Consider the following 17,800-nt stretch of genomic DNA (forward strand, 5'->3'; position numbering starts at 1 on the left):
CAGGCATGGCGCCGTGACCGCCGCGACCGGTCAGGGTGATGGTGACCCGCTCGGAGGAGGCCATCAGTCCGCCGACCTGTACCACCGCCTGCCCGACTGGCAGGCCCGGCATGTTGTGGTACGCGTACACCGCGTCGCATGGGAAACGGTCGAACAGGTCATCTTCGATCATCAGCTTCGCGCCGGCCAGACCTTCCTCGTCTGGCTGGAAGATCAGGTTCAGTGTGCCGTCGAACTCCGCAGTGTGGGCGAGCTGTTCGGCTGCTGCCAGCAAGGTCGTGGTGTGGCCATCGTGGCCGCAGGCGTGCATGCGCCCTTGATGCTGGCTGGCCCAGGGCAGGCCGTTTTTTTCCAGAATCGGCAGTGCATCCATGTCGGCGCGAATGCCCAGGCTGCGTTTGCCATTGCCCCGGCGCAGGACACCGACCACGCCATTGCCGCCCACCCCGGTATGCACTTCATAACCCCAACCGCCAAGCATTTCAGCGACCAGTGCGGCGGTGCGCAGGGTGTCGGCACCCAGTTCCGGAAAGCTATGGATATCGCGGCGAATCAATGCGAAGTGTTCGGCGCTGTTTTGCAGTTGCTGCTTGATAATCAGGTTAGTCATGGCTGATTCCTCTTTTTGGCACTAGTGCCAGCGTCAAGCGCGGCCTGGATGTTCGGGGTACAAACGCAGCGCGAACAGGCTCAGGGCCACGGCGGCGATCAAATAAAATGCGGGGGTCAACGGGTTACCGGTCACACCGATCAACCAGGTCACCAGCAGCGGGGAGAAGCCGCCAAACAGGGTTACGCCAAAGCTGTAAATAATAGACAGGCCAGTGACTCGTTGCGCCCGGGGAAAGGCTTCCATCATCAGCGCCAGAGATGGGCCTATACCCACTGCCAGCGGCATGATCAGCAAGGTGATAGCCAGCATGCACAGGCCAGTGCTTTCTCCGCCCAGCAGCAGGAAGGATGGGTAGACCATCACCAGCGGCAACCCGACGGTCCAGTACAGCAGAGGTTTGCGCCGCGCGAAACGGTCGGCATAGCGTGCCGATAATGGCGGGACTACTGCCAGCAACGCACTGGCTAGGCCGACTAGGGCGAAGGCGAACGTGCTCGGATAGTGCAGCGTCTGTACCAGATAGGTCGGCATATAGAAAACCACCATGTACATGCTGACGGTGGAGCTGGCCATCAGCGCAATGCCCAACAGCAGAGTACGGCCTTGCGTGCGCAGTACTTCACTCAGGGGCGTGGGGTTATGGCTGTCAGTATGGGTTTCGTCCAGATGCTGACGGATGTACCAGCCCACTGGGCCGATCAACAGGCCAATGATGAACGGCACACGCCAGCCCCACGAGTGCAGGGCCTCGTCACTCAAGGTGCTAGTGAGCACCAGCCCGGTCAATGCGCCGACCAGCGCTGCTGCACCTTGGCTGGCGCCTTGCCAGCTGACCATGAAGCAACGAGTGTCTGTGCGTCCTGATTCCATCAGAAAGGCCGAAGCGGTGCCTACTTCACCACCAGCGGAGATGCCTTGCAGTAATCGGCCGAACACCAGCAGGAAGGTCGCGGCGATGCCGATACTGGGGTAGGTCGGAGTAAAAGCGATGATCCCGGTGCCGACGGTCATCAAACCGATGGTCAGCGACAGTGCGGTCTTGCGTCCGCGCCGGTCGGCGACCCGACCGATCAGCACTGCGCCCAACGGACGCATCAGAAAGCCGACAGCAAAAGTCGCCAAGGACATCAACAGCGAAGCGATTGCCGACTCACCGGGGAAAAACAGCTTGCCGATGATCACGGCGAAGAAGCTGTAAACGGTGAAATCGTAGATCTCCAGGGCATTGCCCAGGGAAGAGGCGATCACCACCCGCCGCATCATGCGGGATTCGGAGGCAACACTTGATGCGGTATCGACACCGAGACCGTTACTAACTAGGGGGGTTCTCATACTTATTTTCCTTAGCCCAGGTAAGGGGTGTGGCTGCAGTCTTGGGCATGCGTCGGCAATCTGCACTTGGCATTTCTGCAAGGCCCTCACCAACGGTGCGGGAAAGATCGGTCCAGCCAACAGGCACCTGCGCAGATCTGGGCATTTTTGACTCGGTAGGCACAACGACGGTGCCACTAACCTGAGTCATTCGGTAACCCGAACGCTCGGAGATGGCTTTTTCCTGGAAAGCTTGTGGCCATGTTTTCCGCAAAAGTTCTGAAACAGGTGGTTTTAGAGCCTCTGCACTGACTTTTATCAAGGGATTGAGTAATGGTGAATGGGAGTGTTGCGACCGAGCAGTGAATGCTGCGCCACCTCCACACGGATCTAAGGTGTTTGCACATGGCATTACTTACCTCGTCGTCCTGGCGCCCTCTTTTCGGCGGTGCCTTGTTGAGCTTCGGTCTAATGAGCAGCGGCGTGGTCGATGCCGAAGGCTTTCCTGCTCTGAAAATGCTCGCCCCGGGATTCGGGCCGTACACGGTCGACACGCGCGATGGTGATGCTTTCAACGTGTACGGTACGCTTGATGGTTATGTCGACACCTATGACTCAGGGAGCAAGTCTGGTACGCGCTTTGCTGGTGGCGGGGCCTGGACCAACAAAATCGGCTTGTTTTTTCGCAAATCGTTGAACGATGATCTCTCGCTGCAAGGGGTGGTCGAGGAAGGGTTCAACTTCGACGGCAGTGCACTGTCCCACAATTCCAGCTGGGTCGATGTCGGTAGGCTGCGTCTGGCTGCCTTGGCATTGCGCTCAAAAACCTGGGGGAAACTGGAGGTCGGCAAGACTTACTCCATGAGTGCACCGGCGCTCGTCGACCCTTTTCTCGCAACGGCCAAAGAGTCGCCTTACTCTTCCCTGAGTCTGCCTGTCCGTGCACCAGGTTCGTATGCCCTTGATTTGCGTCCGATGAACTCACTGGCCTACACCACGCCAAAATGGCACGGCCTGAGCCTGGGCTCAATCCTCACTTCGGCGTGGAGGATGCTTCCAGCACAGGGCGCATGATTAGGGGTGAGGGTATGCGGGTGGATTACTGGAGCCCGACGGTCGTGTTGCTCGGAGGCTACAATCGCTATTGGAGTGACCCCTTCGAGACGCATGACAGCAGCCATTTTCAGGTGCGCAACGATTACTACTTTGTCAGCGGGATGTATGACTTTGGCCCTTTGAGTGCCAGTCTGACCTGGCAACAACAGGACGTGAAAGCGGCCGGCGTACCGCAGCTTAATGTCATCACTGCAGGGGCGATGATGCCGGTGGGCAAGGACCTGGCCCGGGCGGTACTGGTTAGTCGACAGGTTCAGGGCAGCAACAACGACGCCTGGGGGGTGATGGTCGGTTACGACCACTTTTTTACCCCGCAAACAGCGATCTATGTGCGCGCCGGGCTAGTCGTCAATGAACCCAATGCCGGCCAGACCCTCGCCGCCATTCCACTGGCAGATCGCGGCGATACCCCGCAGGATCTAGCTGTTGGGGTGTACCACCACTTTTAGCGTTCTCCATTTCGGAGCTGGCTGAGTGCATACTCAAATAGCTATCCGAGCAGACAAGCCGGCCAGCACGGTTCCCACTATATAGCGCTGTGCCTTGAGCCAGCCTGGATTGTCCGCCAACCATCCGGAATGCCCGCTTTTGTACGCTGCCCAGTATCAGGCTTTGGCTCAGCACATGATTGAGGTCGGTGATGAACTGCGGCAGCACAGACAGAAAAAAACAATAACTCTCAGATTTAGCAGGTTAGCGACCAGCCCCATGCTGAATAATTTATAGGGTGGGTCGGTGTCCAGCTCCCGCGCTTCAAACGTCGACCGGCCGCCTGGCCGCAGGTTCTGTCAGGCCAGCTAGTGCAGGTACAGGGCGCCGGTATATTTGAGCAGTTCATAAACAAAGGCCAAGGCAATGAACAGGCTGTTCAGCCCGGCCGCGGCGAGCATGTGGTAGATGTAACTCCCAGTAGCGAGATCAGCCCAGCCTTTCGGCCTTGGTAAAGCGTGCGTCAAACCAGGTAGATCATGTTCGGTCCGGAAGACAGTACCAACGTAACCGTCCGAACTACACCGCCTTGCATCTCAGACCTTAATCTCCTTTAACCACTGATTAACGCGCTCCCATTCAAAAACCGTTGGATCGAAGGTACTGCCGTGCCACTCCAACATGTCTTCATGCTCTGGATGGCTGGGATCTCCCATCGTTTCAAGAAATTCGGCATTACCCGGCCAACCGCCCACGTCCTCCGGTGGGCAAGCATTGGCACCGTCGATGCAATACGGCACCTGGGGACATGCCACAACAGGCAGTTTCTTTTCGACTTTGATCCGGTGATCCCAACCATCGCCAAAGTCATAGAGGTAGCGAAACGTCTTTTTCCCGTACAACGCTTTGATCAGGGTCTTGCGGACCTCCGAGTTCACGGGTGGGCCCCACCCGTCGGGGTCGGGTATGCCGTAATTCTCACCGGCAATTTCAAACTCATGCATATGCCCTCCCTCCCAGCCCATTACGATCTGAATCACTGAGAGGTTGTAAAAAAACTCTCGCCTACTGCGGCAGCCTCCAAACGCCCGCTGCGGCGTTGCGCTACACAGAAATTAAGGCGCAGATCATCCGGCCAGCTTCGCCCTCTGGGCGGGCGCATCACTGTTCCTGCCAATCCAGGTCACAGCAGAAGACATAGAGCGTGCCGCCAACCTTGACGGTCTGCGACAGCGTGATGCACATGCGCGAATCCGCCACCGACAGATAGGGCCGACTGATCTGGATGCCCCCTGGTTGCTTCAGTGCCCGGTAGTGGTAGTGCTTACACAGCAGGGGCACAAAGCGCGCATTCAGCTGCTGTTGGTAGTGCGGGGCATAGTCATTGCGCGGCACCTGATACCCCGCTTCATTGAGCAGATAGCAGCGCACCGTGCGCGGGTCGCTGAAGAGCAAAGCGCTGCTCAGGTCAAACTGCTGGTTGGCGGAAAAGTGCACCACGGCCTGTTGAAACAAGCCTTCTATTTCACACACATAGTGCTGCAAGTCGGCGTTGCGTTTGACGCTTTGCCACTGCTGGCCGCGCAGCAGGCTGTCGAAGGTAGTGACCAAACTCTGCTCGGCGTCGATGCGGGCCTGTGGTTTGGCAAAGTAGAAGCCCTTAACCATGTCGGCGTTGGCCGCAATGGCCACCAGTGCCTCGTGTTCGGTTTCCACGCCTTCCACTACTACCAGGCTGCCAGCCTCGTGCAGCAAGCTGATGATGCCGGTGAGAATCCGCTCCACCCGGCGCAAATGACCGGCATCCTGGATCAGGCGGCGGTCGATCTTGACGATGTCGGGTTGCAGATCCCAGATGCGATTAAAGTTGGAGTGCCCCGCGCCGAAGTCATCGATGGCTATCAGGCACCCCAACTGGCGGAGATGGCTGATGAAGCGCTTCAACTGCTCATGATCGCTGACCTCGCTTTCAATGATCTCTATCACCAGTCGATGCGCCGCAATGCCAGTGGTCTGCAGCAAGTTGTGGGTAAAACCAATGTCCGGTTGTACGCTGACCAAGTGCTGCGAGTTCAAATTGAGAAACAGCCAGGCTTGATCCGTGGCCTGCCGCGCAAAGTTATGCACATGCAAGGTCCGGCAGGTGCGGTCCAGCTCCAAGCTTTCCCTGCTATCACTCGGCATGGCCAGCAGGGTTGCCGGCGGCTCTGCCGTGCCATCCGGCATGGTGTGCACGAATCAGCCCTTCGTAGCCCACCGCCCGGCCATGCGCGATACTGAAAATCGGCTGGAAATGGCTGGTCAGTGACAGGCCACGATAGCGGGTGGCGACTATGGGGACGCTCGGCAGGCCGTGGACTGGCGGGCAGGCGGGCGTCTGGTGGTCGTAGCGCAGCGGCTGGACGGTATTTAGCATCTGCGCTTCCTTAGCGGGGCTGTAGCTGAGCCAGCGCCGCATCCACCAGGGCCAGCAGTTCATCAATGGCTTGGGTGGCGCGTTGGAAGTAGGTCTTGGCGGCAATCACGGGTTGTTCCTGGTCGAGCAGCTCCTCTTTATGTGCCGCGCAGAAAATCCTCCACCACCTGTTCGCGATGCTGCAGGCGGAACACGTCAGACTGCGGGTGATCGGTGGCGTGGCGTTGCAGAGTGGCGAAGGCCGTGCCGGCCAGCAGCTCGATCTTCTGGTAGAGAAAACGCATCCTCACGTGCTGCTCGGCGCTGCTCTGACCGGCCGCCGCGATGCCGGTGCCCAGGGCGCGCGCCTGGCCGGCCCCATTCTGCTGCCTGGACTACCTCGCGCCAGATGCAGGGCAGGTAGCCCAGCTCGGCACGGCCCTCAGTCAGATCGATTTCGCTCGCCACATCCTCCATCAGAAAGATGCTGTTGCGAATGATCAGGTGATGCTGCACCAGATTGTTCGCCCGGTCGCTACTGCGCCCTTCGCGCATGCGCGACCAGTGATCGATCAAGCTGTTCCAGGCGTCCCGGTACGTGCTGTCGAACTCCTGGATCACACGGATATGCTGGTCCAACCCCTGGCGTGCGGTGGCAAGATCCTGACTCAGGCTGGCATCGCCACAGAGCACGCCATTGCTCAGGCCGCGATGGCGCTGAAACCCGGATATCAGTGCACGCAACAAGGCCAGCTGGCGAATGTTCTACTGGATATGTTGGCGCTTTTGCCGCTGCAGGCGCCGGTGCAAGCCATAGAACAGCAGGATCAGGGTGGCCAGAGCGGTGGCAGCGGCGAGCAAGAGCGGTAGTCCGTGCAATCCATTCATGCTGATTACCCCGTCAGATGAGCCAGATGGTGGGCTATGGATCGCGCCTGATCGGCGGCCTGCAGGTTGTCGGCATTGCCTTGGCGGACGCGGTCGGCCAGTTCGGCGATTTCCGCAACGGTCTTGCCCTGTTGTTCGGTACTGACCGCCACTTGGTCGACCTGCCCGGTCAATTGCAGGGTTCGCTGTTGCACCTGATTGAGCAGCGCGCACACCGCTTCGGAACTGGCGGCGCTGCGATGCGCCAGATTGGTCAAGTCGGACACCTGCACCGTGGCATCCTTGATGTGCTGTTGCACCGATTCGATGTTGCGACTGATTTCTGCCGCCGACTCCTGGCTGTGTAAGGCCAAACGGCGAACTTCATCGGCCACCACGGCGAAGCCACGGCCGCTCTCACCTGCGCGGGCCGCTTCGATGGCGGCATTCAGGGCGAGCAGGTTGGTTTGCGAAGCAATCCCGCGGATGGTGCCGGACATTTCATTGATGGTGCGCGAGTTGGTGTTCAGGATCAGTTCGTTGGTGGTGATGGCTTGCTGCGCCATCTCGGACACCTGCTGCACCAAATTGGTGAGCTGGCCGATCCCGTCGGCCAACTGTTCGCTGGCCACGACGCTGGTCTGACGCGACTCATCGGCCAGCGCCGCCACCTGCAAAATGCTCACATTCAGTTGTTCTACCGCCGCTGCGGCGACAGTGGCCGATTCGCTTTGCCCTTCGGCATTGCTGGTCACCAGCGCCGCGCTTTGTTCGAGTTCGTGTGAGGAGTGGGATATTTCATCCAATCGCTGCTGTAACAGTTGTTGTTGGCGTTGTTCGTGGTTCAGCCGCTGCTGAAAGCTTCGTCTGATCGGCTGCAGCAGCAGCCACTCGGCAGCGCTGACTGGCTCCTGGGCGCCATGCTGGGCGGAGTCTTCACAGTAGCGTTGCAACTGCCAGATCTCCTGCAAATCGGAGAGGACAAGACTCACTTTTCACGCTTCTACGGTACTGTAAGCTTCGCAAGTGGTTCTCGAATGTAAAGTTTCAAGAGCCATCAAACAGGCAGCAGGAATCACCCACTCTGCAACGCCTGCTGCAACATCTCAAACAGCTGCCCGGCAGTCTTGGTTAAATAGCTGCGGTTAACGCACACCAGGTTGATGAAGTAGTCCGGTATCGGCTCCTGGATGTTGATCGGTTGCAAATGTTTTGACATGTCACTGAGGCTGACCAGATCGTGGCCCAGGGCCGCTTCGCTCATGATCATCACCACGTCGCTGTCGATCAGTAGCTTGATCGCCAGGTTCATCGCAGTGCATTCCAGGGTCTTACGCGGGCGGGACAGAGCGCTGCCTTCAAACAGCTGGTTGAATTGCGACTGAGTATCGCTGAGCGGATCGACGCTGATCCATTGCGCCTGTTGCAGCAGACGCAGGGATTTGACGTTGCGCAGCGGGTGTTCCTTGCGCACCACCACCAAGCCGTTGATCTGGCGCAGCGGTTGCCAGTCCAGGCCCACGGTGTTGGCCGGCAGTTGCGAGGTGAGGGCGAAGTCCAGCAGGCCGTCGCGCAGATGTTGCAGCAGTTGTGCCGGGCGCAGCTCTAGGACGCGCAGCGAGGCTTGTGGGTAGGTCTGCTGGAATTCCAGCAGGATCTGTTTGAGCGGTTGCAGGATGGCCGTGACCGGGGTCACGCCGATGGTGATCTCGCTGACCACCAGGCCTTTCATGTCTTCGATTTCCTGGCGCGCGCGGCGCACGCTTTCCAGGGCCTGGCGAGCGTGGCCGAGCATGCGCTGGCCGTATTCGGTGAGGGTCATGCCCTTGTTCGAGCGTACTAGCAAGGTGATACCCAGTTCATTCTCGAGTTCTTTGATGGCCCGGCTCAGCGCCGACTGGGTCAAGTGCAGGACGGCTGAGGCATCCTGCAGACTGCCGGTTTCATGGATGGAGACGAGGGCTCGAAGTTGATGCAGTTTCATTATTATTCCCGACATCGGCCAGAGGCCAGAGAGATGTTCTGGGGGGAGTTTGCCAGAAGCCGACCAATAGTGTCCGCCCTGGCGTTGCACTGTGGCGGACGGAATATCGGGATTAGCCTGGATAGCCTGGGAAACGCTTACTCAATTGAGCCACGCGATCTGCCACTTCGGCTTCCACATTGGCATCGCCCAAGTGGTCAAAAATATCGCAGATCCAGCCGGCCAACTCGCGGCTTGCTTGAAGCCGCGAGTAGTCACCCACTGACAGTCAATCGGTATTGTCCAGCCAGGCAAGCGCCGCAACGAGCATCGTTTCCAAGCGATCAGTTTCTTCGCCGACCTCACTCAGATGTTCAGCTGGGCTAGAAAGCGCCAACCTTGGCGGGCCTTATTGGTCGAGGGTGATCCAACTGAGCTGGTCGACATCTCCCCCCTGATCCCTGCCGACTACGAGGCAGAAAGAAGCCGGACCCTTTCGCTGACTGAGCTGTTGGAACTGCACAACCGCTTCCAGAAAATGACCGCCGATTACAACGCCCTCCCCTCTGGTCATAAGTACGAGGGTATTCGTCCATTAAAGAAGGAGACCCAACTCGCGCTCTGGATCAGCCTGGGCACTTTGTGCCGGATTGGCGAATTGCTACAGGCCGAATGGAAAAATGTCGATCTGGACCAGCAGACCTGGTTCATTCCGAGCGAAAACGTCAAAGGCACTCGCGGCAAGAAACAGGACCACCATGTCTTCCTCTCTCCCTTTGCGCTGCATTTCTTTCAGGAACTCAAGATCCTCACGGGAGACTCTCAGTGGTGCTTTCCCAACAAGCAGGATGATCAGCATGTTGATGTGAAAGCAGTGAGTAAGCAGGTGGGCGATCGTCAGGCTCGGTTCAAAAACCCGCAAGGCCCTGTCAAGACGGCGTCATGACGATACCCTGGTGCTTGCCGACGGCCAGAACGGTGACTGGACGCCGCATGATCTGCGCCGTACGGGCGCGACCATGATGCAGGCTTTGGGAGTCAGCCTGGACGTCATCGACCGCTGCCAAAACCATGTGCTGGCCGGTTCCCGGGTGAGGCGCCACTACCTGCATCATGATTATGCCGAAGAGAAAAAACGCGCCTGGGACCTGTTGGGCGACCGACTCAGTGCCGTGCTGTCCTCGACCTATGAGCATCCACCGACCGAGTCGATGATGTCTTTTCCAGACTATGCCGCCGCTGGAGTCCTGCGCCCCTCATGATCAGTTTTTTACTATTGTCCCGTATGGCATAGCTTTCGCATTCTCCTAGACGTCCACCAAAGCGGGGGAAGATCAGAAGGACGACATCACCGCCAAGCCGCGCTTCTACAGGATAGTGGCGTTATCGGGTACCCTCTTACTTGAAACAGTATTCATAGAGGCAGGTCTGGAACCCGTACTTGAGGTCGAACTTGCCATCGAGCACGTTGTTTTCCTTGGCGTACTGGTCCCACGCCACGAGCATTTCCTTCATCTTGGCCGGCTCGCTCTGGGCCAGGTCGCGGCTTTCGGTAGGGTCGCTCTTGAGGTTGTACAGCTGCCAGTTGGAGTTGCCGTAAGGTTGGTTGACCAAGGTGATTTTCCAATCTCCCTTGCGCAGCGCCTTGCGGCCGAACAATTCCCAGCCAATCTGACGTTCAGCCATGGCTTGACCTTCCAGCAACGGGCGCATGCTCTTGCCGCTGATGGTTTGCACCGGACGACCGTGGAATGTCTTGCCCAGTGCCGGGACGCCGGCCAGGTCCAGCAGGGTCGGCATCAGGTCCATCACATGGACCATGTCATTATTGAGGGTGCCTTGCAGGTGGGCCTTCTTTAGCATTTTCGCGCTGATGATAGCCGGCGCGCGAATCCCGCCCTCGTTGGTGAAGCCCTTGAACAGCGGGTACGGGGTGGAACTGACTTGGGCCCACTGTGCGCCGTAGTCGGCATACGAGCCTTTGTGACCGAGGTTCTTCAGGCTGTTATCGAAGTCGCTGGCGAGCCATTCCTTGTTGCCGGGCAGGTCAAGTGGGCTGTTGCCGTCGGCACCGTTGTCGGAGATAAACACGATAAAGGTGTTATCCAGCTTGCCGGTTTTCTCCAAGTACTGGAGCAGTCGACCGATGTGGTAGTCCATGTTGGACACCATCGCCGCATAGATCTCCATGTTGCGCGACTCACGCTGACGCTGCTCATCGCTCAACTGGTTCCAGCTTGGAAGACCCTTGGCCATTGGCGTGTTGGGCGTCGTATCCGCCGCGACGATACCCAGCTGTTTCTGACGCTCCAGACGTGCCTGTCGAATCGGCTCATAGCCTGCGTTGTAGCGGCCCTTGTATTTATCCAGCCAGTCATCCGGAGCATGCAGCGGCCAATGCGGCGCGGTGTAGGACAAGACGGCCATGAACGGCTTGTTACTGGCTTTGTCGGCATCGATGTAGTCAATCAGCCGATCGGTGTAGAACTCGCTGGAGTAAAAACCCTTGGGCACTTCCACCTGTTTGCCGTCTTCGCGATAGATCGCTTTCGGATCCTTGGCAATGATGGCGTGCTGGTCATCGAAATGACTGGCGCCGCCTTGGACCAGAATGAAGGAGCGGTCAAAACCACGTGCCTTCGGGCTGGTTTCTTCGGTGCGACCCAGGTGCCATTTACCGGTGGTATAGGTGTTGTAGCCAGCGTCCTGGAGCACTTGCCCCACCGTGACCATGCGTTCGTTCAAGTAACCTTCATAGCCAGGCTTGCCTTGCTGGAACGGCTGAAGCAGCTCGCCCATGTTACCCAGGCCAGCCACGTGGCTGTCTGCACCGGAGAACATCATCGCCCGTGTCGGCGAGCAGGTGGGCGCGGTGTGGAAGTTGCTCAGGCGCACACCGCCCTGGGCAAGCGAGTCGATGTTTGGGGTGCTGATTTCACCGCCGAAGCTGCCCAGGTCGCTGTAACCCAGGTCATCGGCGACAATTATTAGGAAGTTCGGGCGCTCATCTGCGGCCATGGCCGCGTGGCTGCACACGGCAACCATCAGGGGAAGTATGAGTTTCGTCATCCAGCTCATGGGGGGCGGTTCCTCAGTTGTTATTATTGGCTGAGGCGCCAGTATGCAGATGGCTCGGTGCGTGCCGCTAACGCGGTTGCGCAAGCGCTTATTCACCTGCGTCGTTATTTGCCCAAAGGGCTGGGGAACCGGTCAATCGCCGTTCATCATGGCCTCCATTTCCGGGGGCACGGGCACCCACTATTGAGCATGAGGTGGGGGCAAATGAAGCGAGGTAGTCGGCATAGAGCGCATTTCTCACGGGGGATTCTGCTGTTGCTGCTGTGCGCATGGACCGGCTGGCTCCTCGCCGCTCAAGCTCGCCCGCCAATGCAGAAGCTGGACGATGGTTACGTCGACCCAAGTGCATGTCAGGGCTGCCATGCCCGCCAGACGCAACAATGGTCGCAGTCGCATCACAGCTGGTCGATGCGCAAGCCGACCCAGGACAATGTGCTGGGAAATTTCGCCGATCAGACCTTTCAGGATGATGCGGGAGTCGAAGTAAGGTTCACCACCCGTGATGGCAAGTTCTACATCAATGCCGAGGACGAACAGGGCCAACGTCACGACTTTTCTTTGGCCTACACCTTTGGCGTCTACCCTCTGCAGCAGTATCTGATCGAGCGCCCAGGCGGGCGATTACAGTCGTTGACCGTCGCCTGGGACAACCGCGCCAAGGCGGATGGCGGGCAGCGCTGGTTTTCGCTTTACCCCGGTCAACGCTTTACCCCGGATGACGCACTGCACTGGACCGGCCGCTCGCAGAACTGGAACGGCATGTGCGCCCAGTGCCACTCCGGCAATCTGAAAAAAGGCTACGACGCCAAACAGGACAGCTTCGCCACCACCTGGAGCGAGCTGTCGGTGGGCTGTCAGAGTTGCCATGGGCCAGGAGCCCGGCATTTGGCGTGGGCCAGTCTGCCAGAGTCGCAACAACAGCCCGCCAGCAACGCAACCGACCGCGGTTTGCTCGTGGACTTCGGGCCGCATGCCAAAGGCTACGAAGTTGAACAGTGCGCACGCTGCCACGCACAGCAGGAAAGTCTCGGCGTTGGTAGCCAGCCGGGCAAGCCACTGGCAGATACGGCCTACCCTACCCTGCTGACCGCAGGGGCCTATTACGCCGATGGCCAGCAACAAGCTGAAGTGTTCGAGTACGGCTCCTTCGTACAGAGCAAAATGTACGCCGCCGGCGTGACCTGCAGCGATTGTCACAACCCTCACAGCGGCGTATTGTACGCTCAGGACAATACGCTGTGCACGGCCTGCCATAATCCACAGGGCAACCCGCGGTTCTCGTCGCTGCAAAAGAAGGCCTACGATAGCCCCAGCCATCATTTCCACCCTCAAGGCAGCCCGAGCGCGCAATGTACCAATTGCCACGCCCCTGCCCGCAACTACATGGTGATCGACTCACGACGCGACCATAGCTTCCGACTGCCAAGACCAGACCTGACGCCGATCACCGGCGCGCCTAACGCCTGCACTGACTGTCATCGCAATCGCTCGCCACAATGGGCAGCCAGTGAAATCAGCCAGCGCTTTGGCCCCCGGCGACCTGAGCATTATGGCCCGGTGTTGCAAGGTGCTCGCGAGCACGATCCTCAGGCTATCGTCTTGGCTGCACGACTGATAACAAACGCGACACGACCGGCAATTGTTCGGGCCTCTGCCGCCGAGGCCTTGACCGGCGTGGAAGGGCCCGCACTCGATAAACTCAGTCAGGCTCTCAAGGATCAGGACGCACTGGTACGCAGCAGTGCGGTCCGAGCCATGGCGAATGCATCGAGCGAACAACGCCTGCAACACTTGCCTGCCTTGCTCGACGACCCGGCACTCACCGTGCGCGATCAGGCCGCTCGAGCCTTGGTGGATCTGCAGGAGCAACTGCCGGTCGCCCAGCGCAGTAATCTAAAGCACTTACTCGAGGACCACGAAGCTCGCCTGAGAGCCAACGCCGATTTGCCGGGAATTGGATTCAACCTCGCCAGTCTGCTGGCGCGACAGGGCCGTGAAGAACAGACGCTCGACCAATACCGCCAAGTACTGCGCCAGGATCCGGATTTCACACCGGCGCGCGTGGCACTGGCAAGTTTGCTACTTGGCCGGCAGCAATCGGACCAAGCTTTTGAGACTCTGGAGGCCGGCCTGCAGCGCGGTGAGCAACGCGCCGGTTTCACCGACCTGGCCTATGCAATGGGACTGCTGCAGGCCGAGCGCCGCCAGCCAGCACAGGCCGTGTACTGGCTGGAGAAAGCCCTACCCGGTCAGCCGCAAAACCTGCGCCTGTATTACAACCTTGGCTTATTACACAGCCAACTCAACCAGCCTGAACAGGCCCGACGCGTGGTAGTGGCCGGTCTTGAGCGTGCGGTACAAGATATCGACCTCTTGTATGCTGCCGCTTACCTGGACACGCGGGCCGGTAAATTCCTGTCGGCGCAGCAGTATTTGCAGCGCCTGCTGGCGCAACAACCGCAGCACCTCAAGGCGCAACGCCTGCTTGGCTATGTACAGGAACAACAGCGCCGTTGATGTACAATGGGGCAGGATCGATAATGGCCTGTGCAGCCAACAACCGAGACTAAAAACCAAGCTGGTCAAACCAGACTAAAAAGAACAAAGGTTACGGTGATGAATACGCCCCATATCAGCGGCCTACCCCCTCCTTCATGGGGCGACTCCTGCCCTGCCAGGAATATTCCTTTTGCAGCTGAGCCATTGCTGCGCTCGCGCAATATCGATGATGCCGAGGCGCTGCTCAACAACCATCTTGAAGAACGTCGGATCAGCCTCGGGGGACGAGGAACTCTGGACATTGATTTCACCTTGCAGTCCTTGCCGCAGATGAAGTTGTTCGGGGCGCAGTGGGGCCGTGAGGTGCGCGTGAGCTCAAGCCCCTTGAACAGCTGGCATGGGATTTTACCCCTGCAGGGTACGATCAGCAGTCGTCCCGATGGCCTGCAAGCGAATTCTGGAGAGCTGTTGGTATTCAGCCCTGGGCATGAGGTGGATGTCATCTGGCATGAGGGGGTCAAGGCGATCGTCATCGCCCTGGATGCTGCATTGCTGCTCGATCACCTGGAGCGCCACCATCAGACCCACGAGCCTCGGCGCCCGACCCAGACGCTGCTGTTTGATAGCCGCCATCCCGCCATGCAGAGCTTAGGCAGCCTGCTGCGTCTGGTAGACAGCGAAACCGGCAACGCCTCAGGCTTATTGGCAACCCCAACCAGCCAGTCTCATGTGCAGCACCTGTTTTGCGAGAACCTGCTACAACTGATCCCCAGCCTGCACACCGAGACGCAACGCCGCCTGTTGCCGGGCACCGTGAAGCGGGTGGTTGATTTTATTCATGCCCATCTCGACCAGCCGCTGTGCATCACTCAGCTGGTGAGCATCAGCGGTACTAGCCGACGCAGTCTGGAGCAGGCGTTTCGCAACGCTCTAGGGACCAGCCCGCAACGCTACATCCAGAATTGCCGGCTGCATGCGATACGCAAAGTACTGCTGAGCCACCAACCCGGAGAGCTGCAGTTATCGGCGTTGGCATTTCACTGGGGCTTTGCGCAACCCAGCCACTTTACCGCGGCTTACAAGCAGGCCTTCGGTGAGTTGCCATCGCAAACACTGGCCAAGCCGCTTTGAGGTTTTTCACCGACCGTCTCTGCACGTAGTCATGGCGGCCAGGCCGCTCCAGGCAGAGCGACCGCCGCCTCCACGACCTACCAGAACTTCCAGGTATAGGTAGTCATCACACGGTTTTCATCGTAGTCATTGCCATGCTTGAACTGGGCGTTAATGTTGCGCCACTCCATGCCCACGCCCTTCAGGGGTCCACTCTGCACCACGTAAGCCAGAAACAGATCGCGCTCGCTTTCAGCGCTGTCGCTGAGGTCGCCACCGCGATCAATGCCCGTGCCGCGCAGGTAACGGGTGGTCAGGGTCAGGCCGGGCATGCCCATGGCCGCAAAGTCATAGTCGTAGCGCGCCTGCCAGGAGCTTTCGTTGGGTTTGATGAAGGCCACTGCCGACCAGTTCACCAGATAAGGTTGCGGCGCAAAGCCGTTCAGGGTCGGGAACGTGCTGTCACCCAGCATGCGTTGATAACCCACCCCAAAGCCGTGTCCGCCCTTCCTCAAGGTGGTCATTGCTCCGTAGGAGCGGTTATCGATATTCCCGTACAGTGCCTCACCCTCTTCCTTGTTGTTGAAGTAGCGCAGATCGGTCTTCAGGCGGTAGCCACGACCCAGGTCCGAATTGAGGGTTAGGCCCAGGTAATGTTGCTGGTAAATATCCTCCAACTGCCCATAAAAGTAGCTGGCCGAAAGATTGGGACTGAAGGCATAGGTGGCGCCGGCAAAGTCCAGACCATCGCTGGTGTGGCGGGGCCCGTTTGGTTTGGTGAACAGGTACATCTTTTCGCTGTTGGAGGATTCACGGGTGCTGATCTCGGTGAATCGCCCGCCAGTCAGCGTCAGGTTGTCTATCTCGTTGGATTTGACCAGAAAACCATGAAAGGTCGTCACCAACTGCCGGGAGTCGTCCTGGAAGGCCACCGGTAACGTCGGCCGATGCTCACCGATTTTCAGCTCGGTCTTCGAGAAGCGGACTTTTCCGGTCAGCGCCGCCCGGCCGTAATCCTTTGCCTGCTCCCGGTTGCTTTGGCTATAGGGCAAGACACTGTCCGGACCACGACCGCCGCCACCGTCAAGGCGATAGGCGTATTGCGCCGCCGCATCGAGACCGAACTCAAGCGGGCCCTGGGTATAACCGGAGGTGAAGCGCAGATCAAAGCCTTGGCTCCAACTGCCATCGCGCGAGGTTTTCGGGTTATCGCCTTTGAAATCGCGGTCCACATAGAAGTTGCGCAAACCCAGGTTCAACTGACTGTCTTGGACAAAATCGGCTTGTGCGGCCAGCGGCATCATCACCCCGATCAGCCCCATGGCCTTCAGGTGTTTTCCAGCAGAGTAAGCGGGGCGCGGCACAGCTGCGTATAGATAGTTCATGGATGCCTCTACACATTTTTATTGTTGTTGTAGAGGTTCAGTATCCGCAGCCCGCTCACAAGCCGTTATCGTCTGCGCGTGATGACTAGCTGCGCAGCGCAGGTATTCGTTTTTCCAGCTCGGTGAGTACGCCGACCACGCGGTGCAGACTTCTACCAGCACCTTCAGTGCGTCGCACGTTTTCCTGATTGCTCGCAGAAATCACCACCAACTCGCTAAGGTTGCGTGAAATATCTTCGGTTATCAGCGTCTGTTCTTCGGCCGCAACGGCGATCTGCTGGTTCATCTCACAGATGGTATGCACAGCGTCGGTTACGCCGTTCAGAATCTTGCCGGCAAGCTGGACCTGTTCAACGCCGTTCTCGATGCTGCGTTTCCCACTCTCGATGGCTTGTACCGCACTTTCTGCACCCTTTTGCACGGTGGCGATGATGGTGTTGATTTCAGCCGTGGACTGGGCAGTACGTTGTGCCAGGTTGCGTACTTCATCGGCCACAACGGCAAAGCCTCGGCCCTGCTCGCCGGCCCTGGCAGCTTCAATGGCGGCGTTCAGCGCAAGTAGATTGGTCTGTTCTGCAATGCTGTGGATGACCGCAAGCACCTCACCAATTCGTCCACTGTCAGCTGCCAGGCGATGGATGACTTTAGCAGTGCTGGTTATCCGAGCGAAAATCACGCAAAGTATCAGCGGCCCATTCCAGGCAACCCGACTCGTCTGTCCGGGCATTGTTTACCCGCTCAGCGCAATGGCTTCTATCCAACTGCGCAATGCACTCGAGCAAATGACCCAGTGGCGTGAATAACACACGGTTGAACAAACTCAGAGCCAGTAACCACGCCAGCACGCCAACTGCGAGAAGTGCCAAGGCTCCCGTGAACCATGTCGGTTCAGACAGGACGTTAGTGGAAAAGTAGAAACAGAGCGGCACCGAGAGCATGACCAACATCAGGCTGGCCCCTAGCGAAGTCAGCAACTGTGTGCGCATCGAACTTTTAAACAACATGAACTCGGTCCTCGGCAAACGAAGGGTGCA

At 58.6% G+C, this 17,800-nt stretch carries 15 protein-coding genes and 5 pseudogenes; 6 read left to right on the forward strand and 14 right to left on the reverse strand.

All coding sequences use genetic code 11. The features are described 5' to 3' along the window. Together DU29_RS0116600 and DU29_RS0116610 are read right to left on the reverse strand one after the other, a co-directional pair. Positions 1 to 610: amidohydrolase (locus DU29_RS0116600; RefSeq protein ID WP_033050619.1), on the reverse strand; the 610-nt coding region annotated here is incomplete at its 3' end. A 33-nt stretch (positions 611 to 643) separates the two neighbouring features. After that, positions 644 to 1,945: an MFS transporter gene (locus DU29_RS0116610; RefSeq protein ID WP_028622685.1), complete on the reverse strand. Its 1,302-nt coding sequence runs from the start codon at positions 1,943 to 1,945 to the stop codon at positions 644 to 646. 384 nt (positions 1,946 to 2,329) lie between these two features. Between DU29_RS0116610 and DU29_RS1000000130940 the strand changes: the two genes are divergently transcribed. Both DU29_RS1000000130940 and DU29_RS1000000130945 read left to right on the forward strand, forming a co-directional pair. Beyond that, the gene (locus DU29_RS1000000130940; RefSeq protein WP_161781294.1) at positions 2,330 to 2,998 is read left to right on the forward strand and encodes a porin; all 669 of its coding nucleotides are present in this window, start codon (positions 2,330 to 2,332) and stop codon (positions 2,996 to 2,998) included. Between the two features lie 14 nt (positions 2,999 to 3,012). Further along, positions 3,013 to 3,489: a porin gene (locus DU29_RS1000000130945; protein ID WP_050483116.1), complete on the forward strand. Its 477-nt coding sequence runs from the start codon at positions 3,013 to 3,015 to the stop codon at positions 3,487 to 3,489. A 33-nt stretch (positions 3,490 to 3,522) separates the two neighbouring features. Here DU29_RS1000000130945 and DU29_RS1000000131600 read toward each other — a convergent pair. The 5 genes and pseudogenes from DU29_RS1000000131600 to DU29_RS1000000132850 form a co-directional block, all read right to left on the reverse strand. Then, a pseudogene (locus tag DU29_RS1000000131600) lies at positions 3,523 to 4,064 on the reverse strand (LysE family translocator). Between the two features lies 1 nt (position 4,065). After that, positions 4,066 to 4,512: pseudogene (locus DU29_RS01000000130045) on the reverse strand (plasmid pRiA4b ORF-3 family protein); the annotation flags it as partial. A gap of 118 nt (positions 4,513 to 4,630) precedes the next feature. Next, positions 4,631 to 5,695: an EAL domain-containing protein gene (locus tag DU29_RS01000000130050; RefSeq protein ID WP_236645622.1), complete on the reverse strand. Its 1,065-nt coding sequence runs from the start codon at positions 5,693 to 5,695 to the stop codon at positions 4,631 to 4,633. Then, positions 5,643 to 5,885: a hypothetical protein gene (locus tag DU29_RS1000000133070; protein WP_201770523.1), complete on the reverse strand. Its 243-nt coding sequence runs from the start codon at positions 5,883 to 5,885 to the stop codon at positions 5,643 to 5,645. Before DU29_RS1000000133070 ends, DU29_RS01000000130050 begins: the two co-directional genes overlap by 53 nt. 137 nt (positions 5,886 to 6,022) lie before the next feature. Beyond that, positions 6,023 to 6,169 (reverse strand): hypothetical protein, encoded by a 147-nt coding sequence (locus DU29_RS1000000132850; protein ID WP_161781295.1) that lies wholly within the window; start codon positions 6,167 to 6,169, stop codon positions 6,023 to 6,025. A gap of 322 nt (positions 6,170 to 6,491) precedes the next feature. Between DU29_RS1000000132850 and DU29_RS1000000132410 the strand changes: the two genes are divergently transcribed. Continuing rightward, positions 6,492 to 6,734 carry a hypothetical protein gene (locus tag DU29_RS1000000132410; protein WP_152635554.1) on the forward strand — a complete coding sequence of 81 codons (243 nt, stop codon included), beginning with the start codon at positions 6,492 to 6,494 and terminating at the stop codon, positions 6,732 to 6,734. 23 nt (positions 6,735 to 6,757) lie between these two features. Here the strand turns inward: DU29_RS1000000132410 and DU29_RS1000000130950 are convergent, their stop codons facing one another. The 3 genes and pseudogenes from DU29_RS1000000130950 to glyA all read right to left on the reverse strand — a co-directional run. After that, a complete protein-coding gene (locus tag DU29_RS1000000130950) occupies positions 6,758 to 7,723 on the reverse strand; it encodes a methyl-accepting chemotaxis protein (protein WP_236645619.1) in 966 nt (321 codons plus the stop codon). 83 nt (positions 7,724 to 7,806) lie between these two features. Then, complete coding sequence (locus DU29_RS0116655; protein WP_028622687.1) at positions 7,807 to 8,715, reverse strand: LysR family transcriptional regulator; 909 nt, start codon at positions 8,713 to 8,715, stop codon at positions 7,807 to 7,809. A 112-nt stretch (positions 8,716 to 8,827) separates the two neighbouring features. Beyond that, positions 8,828 to 8,973, reverse strand: a pseudogene (gene glyA / locus DU29_RS1000000133325) (serine hydroxymethyltransferase); the annotation flags it as partial. Between the two features lie 40 nt (positions 8,974 to 9,013). Here glyA and DU29_RS01000000130060 point away from each other — a divergent pair. Beyond that, positions 9,014 to 9,956: pseudogene (locus tag DU29_RS01000000130060) on the forward strand (site-specific integrase); the annotation flags it as partial. A gap of 136 nt (positions 9,957 to 10,092) precedes the next feature. On the opposite strand, the gene DU29_RS0116670 reads toward DU29_RS01000000130060, so the two are convergent. Beyond that, complete coding sequence (locus DU29_RS0116670) at positions 10,093 to 11,772, reverse strand: arylsulfatase (RefSeq protein ID WP_028622688.1); 1,680 nt, start codon at positions 11,770 to 11,772, stop codon at positions 10,093 to 10,095. 204 nt (positions 11,773 to 11,976) lie between these two features. Between DU29_RS0116670 and DU29_RS01000000130065 the strand changes: the two genes are divergently transcribed. Together DU29_RS01000000130065 and DU29_RS0116680 are read left to right on the forward strand one after the other, a co-directional pair. Continuing rightward, complete coding sequence (locus DU29_RS01000000130065; RefSeq protein WP_081832504.1) at positions 11,977 to 14,289, forward strand: HEAT repeat domain-containing protein; 2,313 nt, start codon at positions 11,977 to 11,979, stop codon at positions 14,287 to 14,289. 30 nt (positions 14,290 to 14,319) lie between these two features. Further along, complete coding sequence (locus tag DU29_RS0116680) at positions 14,320 to 15,402, forward strand: helix-turn-helix transcriptional regulator (protein WP_236645620.1); 1,083 nt, start codon at positions 14,320 to 14,322, stop codon at positions 15,400 to 15,402. 77 nt (positions 15,403 to 15,479) lie between these two features. Here DU29_RS0116680 and DU29_RS0116685 read toward each other — a convergent pair whose 3' ends face one another. The 3 genes and pseudogenes from DU29_RS0116685 to DU29_RS1000000133590 all read right to left on the reverse strand — a co-directional run bounded on the left by DU29_RS0116685 (position 15,480) and on the right by DU29_RS1000000133590 (position 17,770). Beyond that, a complete protein-coding gene (locus DU29_RS0116685) occupies positions 15,480 to 16,703 on the reverse strand; it encodes an OprD family porin (protein WP_177326968.1) in 1,224 nt (407 codons plus the stop codon). 148 nt (positions 16,704 to 16,851) lie between these two features. Beyond that, positions 16,852 to 17,427 (reverse strand): annotated as a pseudogene (locus DU29_RS1000000130955) (methyl-accepting chemotaxis protein); the annotation flags it as partial. Beyond that, entirely contained in the window at positions 17,411 to 17,770 is a 360-nt protein-coding gene (locus DU29_RS1000000133590) for a hypothetical protein (RefSeq protein ID WP_028622692.1), read from the reverse strand. The gene DU29_RS1000000133590 and the pseudogene DU29_RS1000000130955, both read right to left, overlap by 17 nt. Positions 17,771 to 17,800 lie beyond the last annotated feature (30 nt).

The organism is Pseudomonas sp. Ant30-3 (genome assembly GCF_000690905.1).
GTDB lineage: Bacteria > Pseudomonadota > Gammaproteobacteria > Pseudomonadales > Pseudomonadaceae > Aquipseudomonas.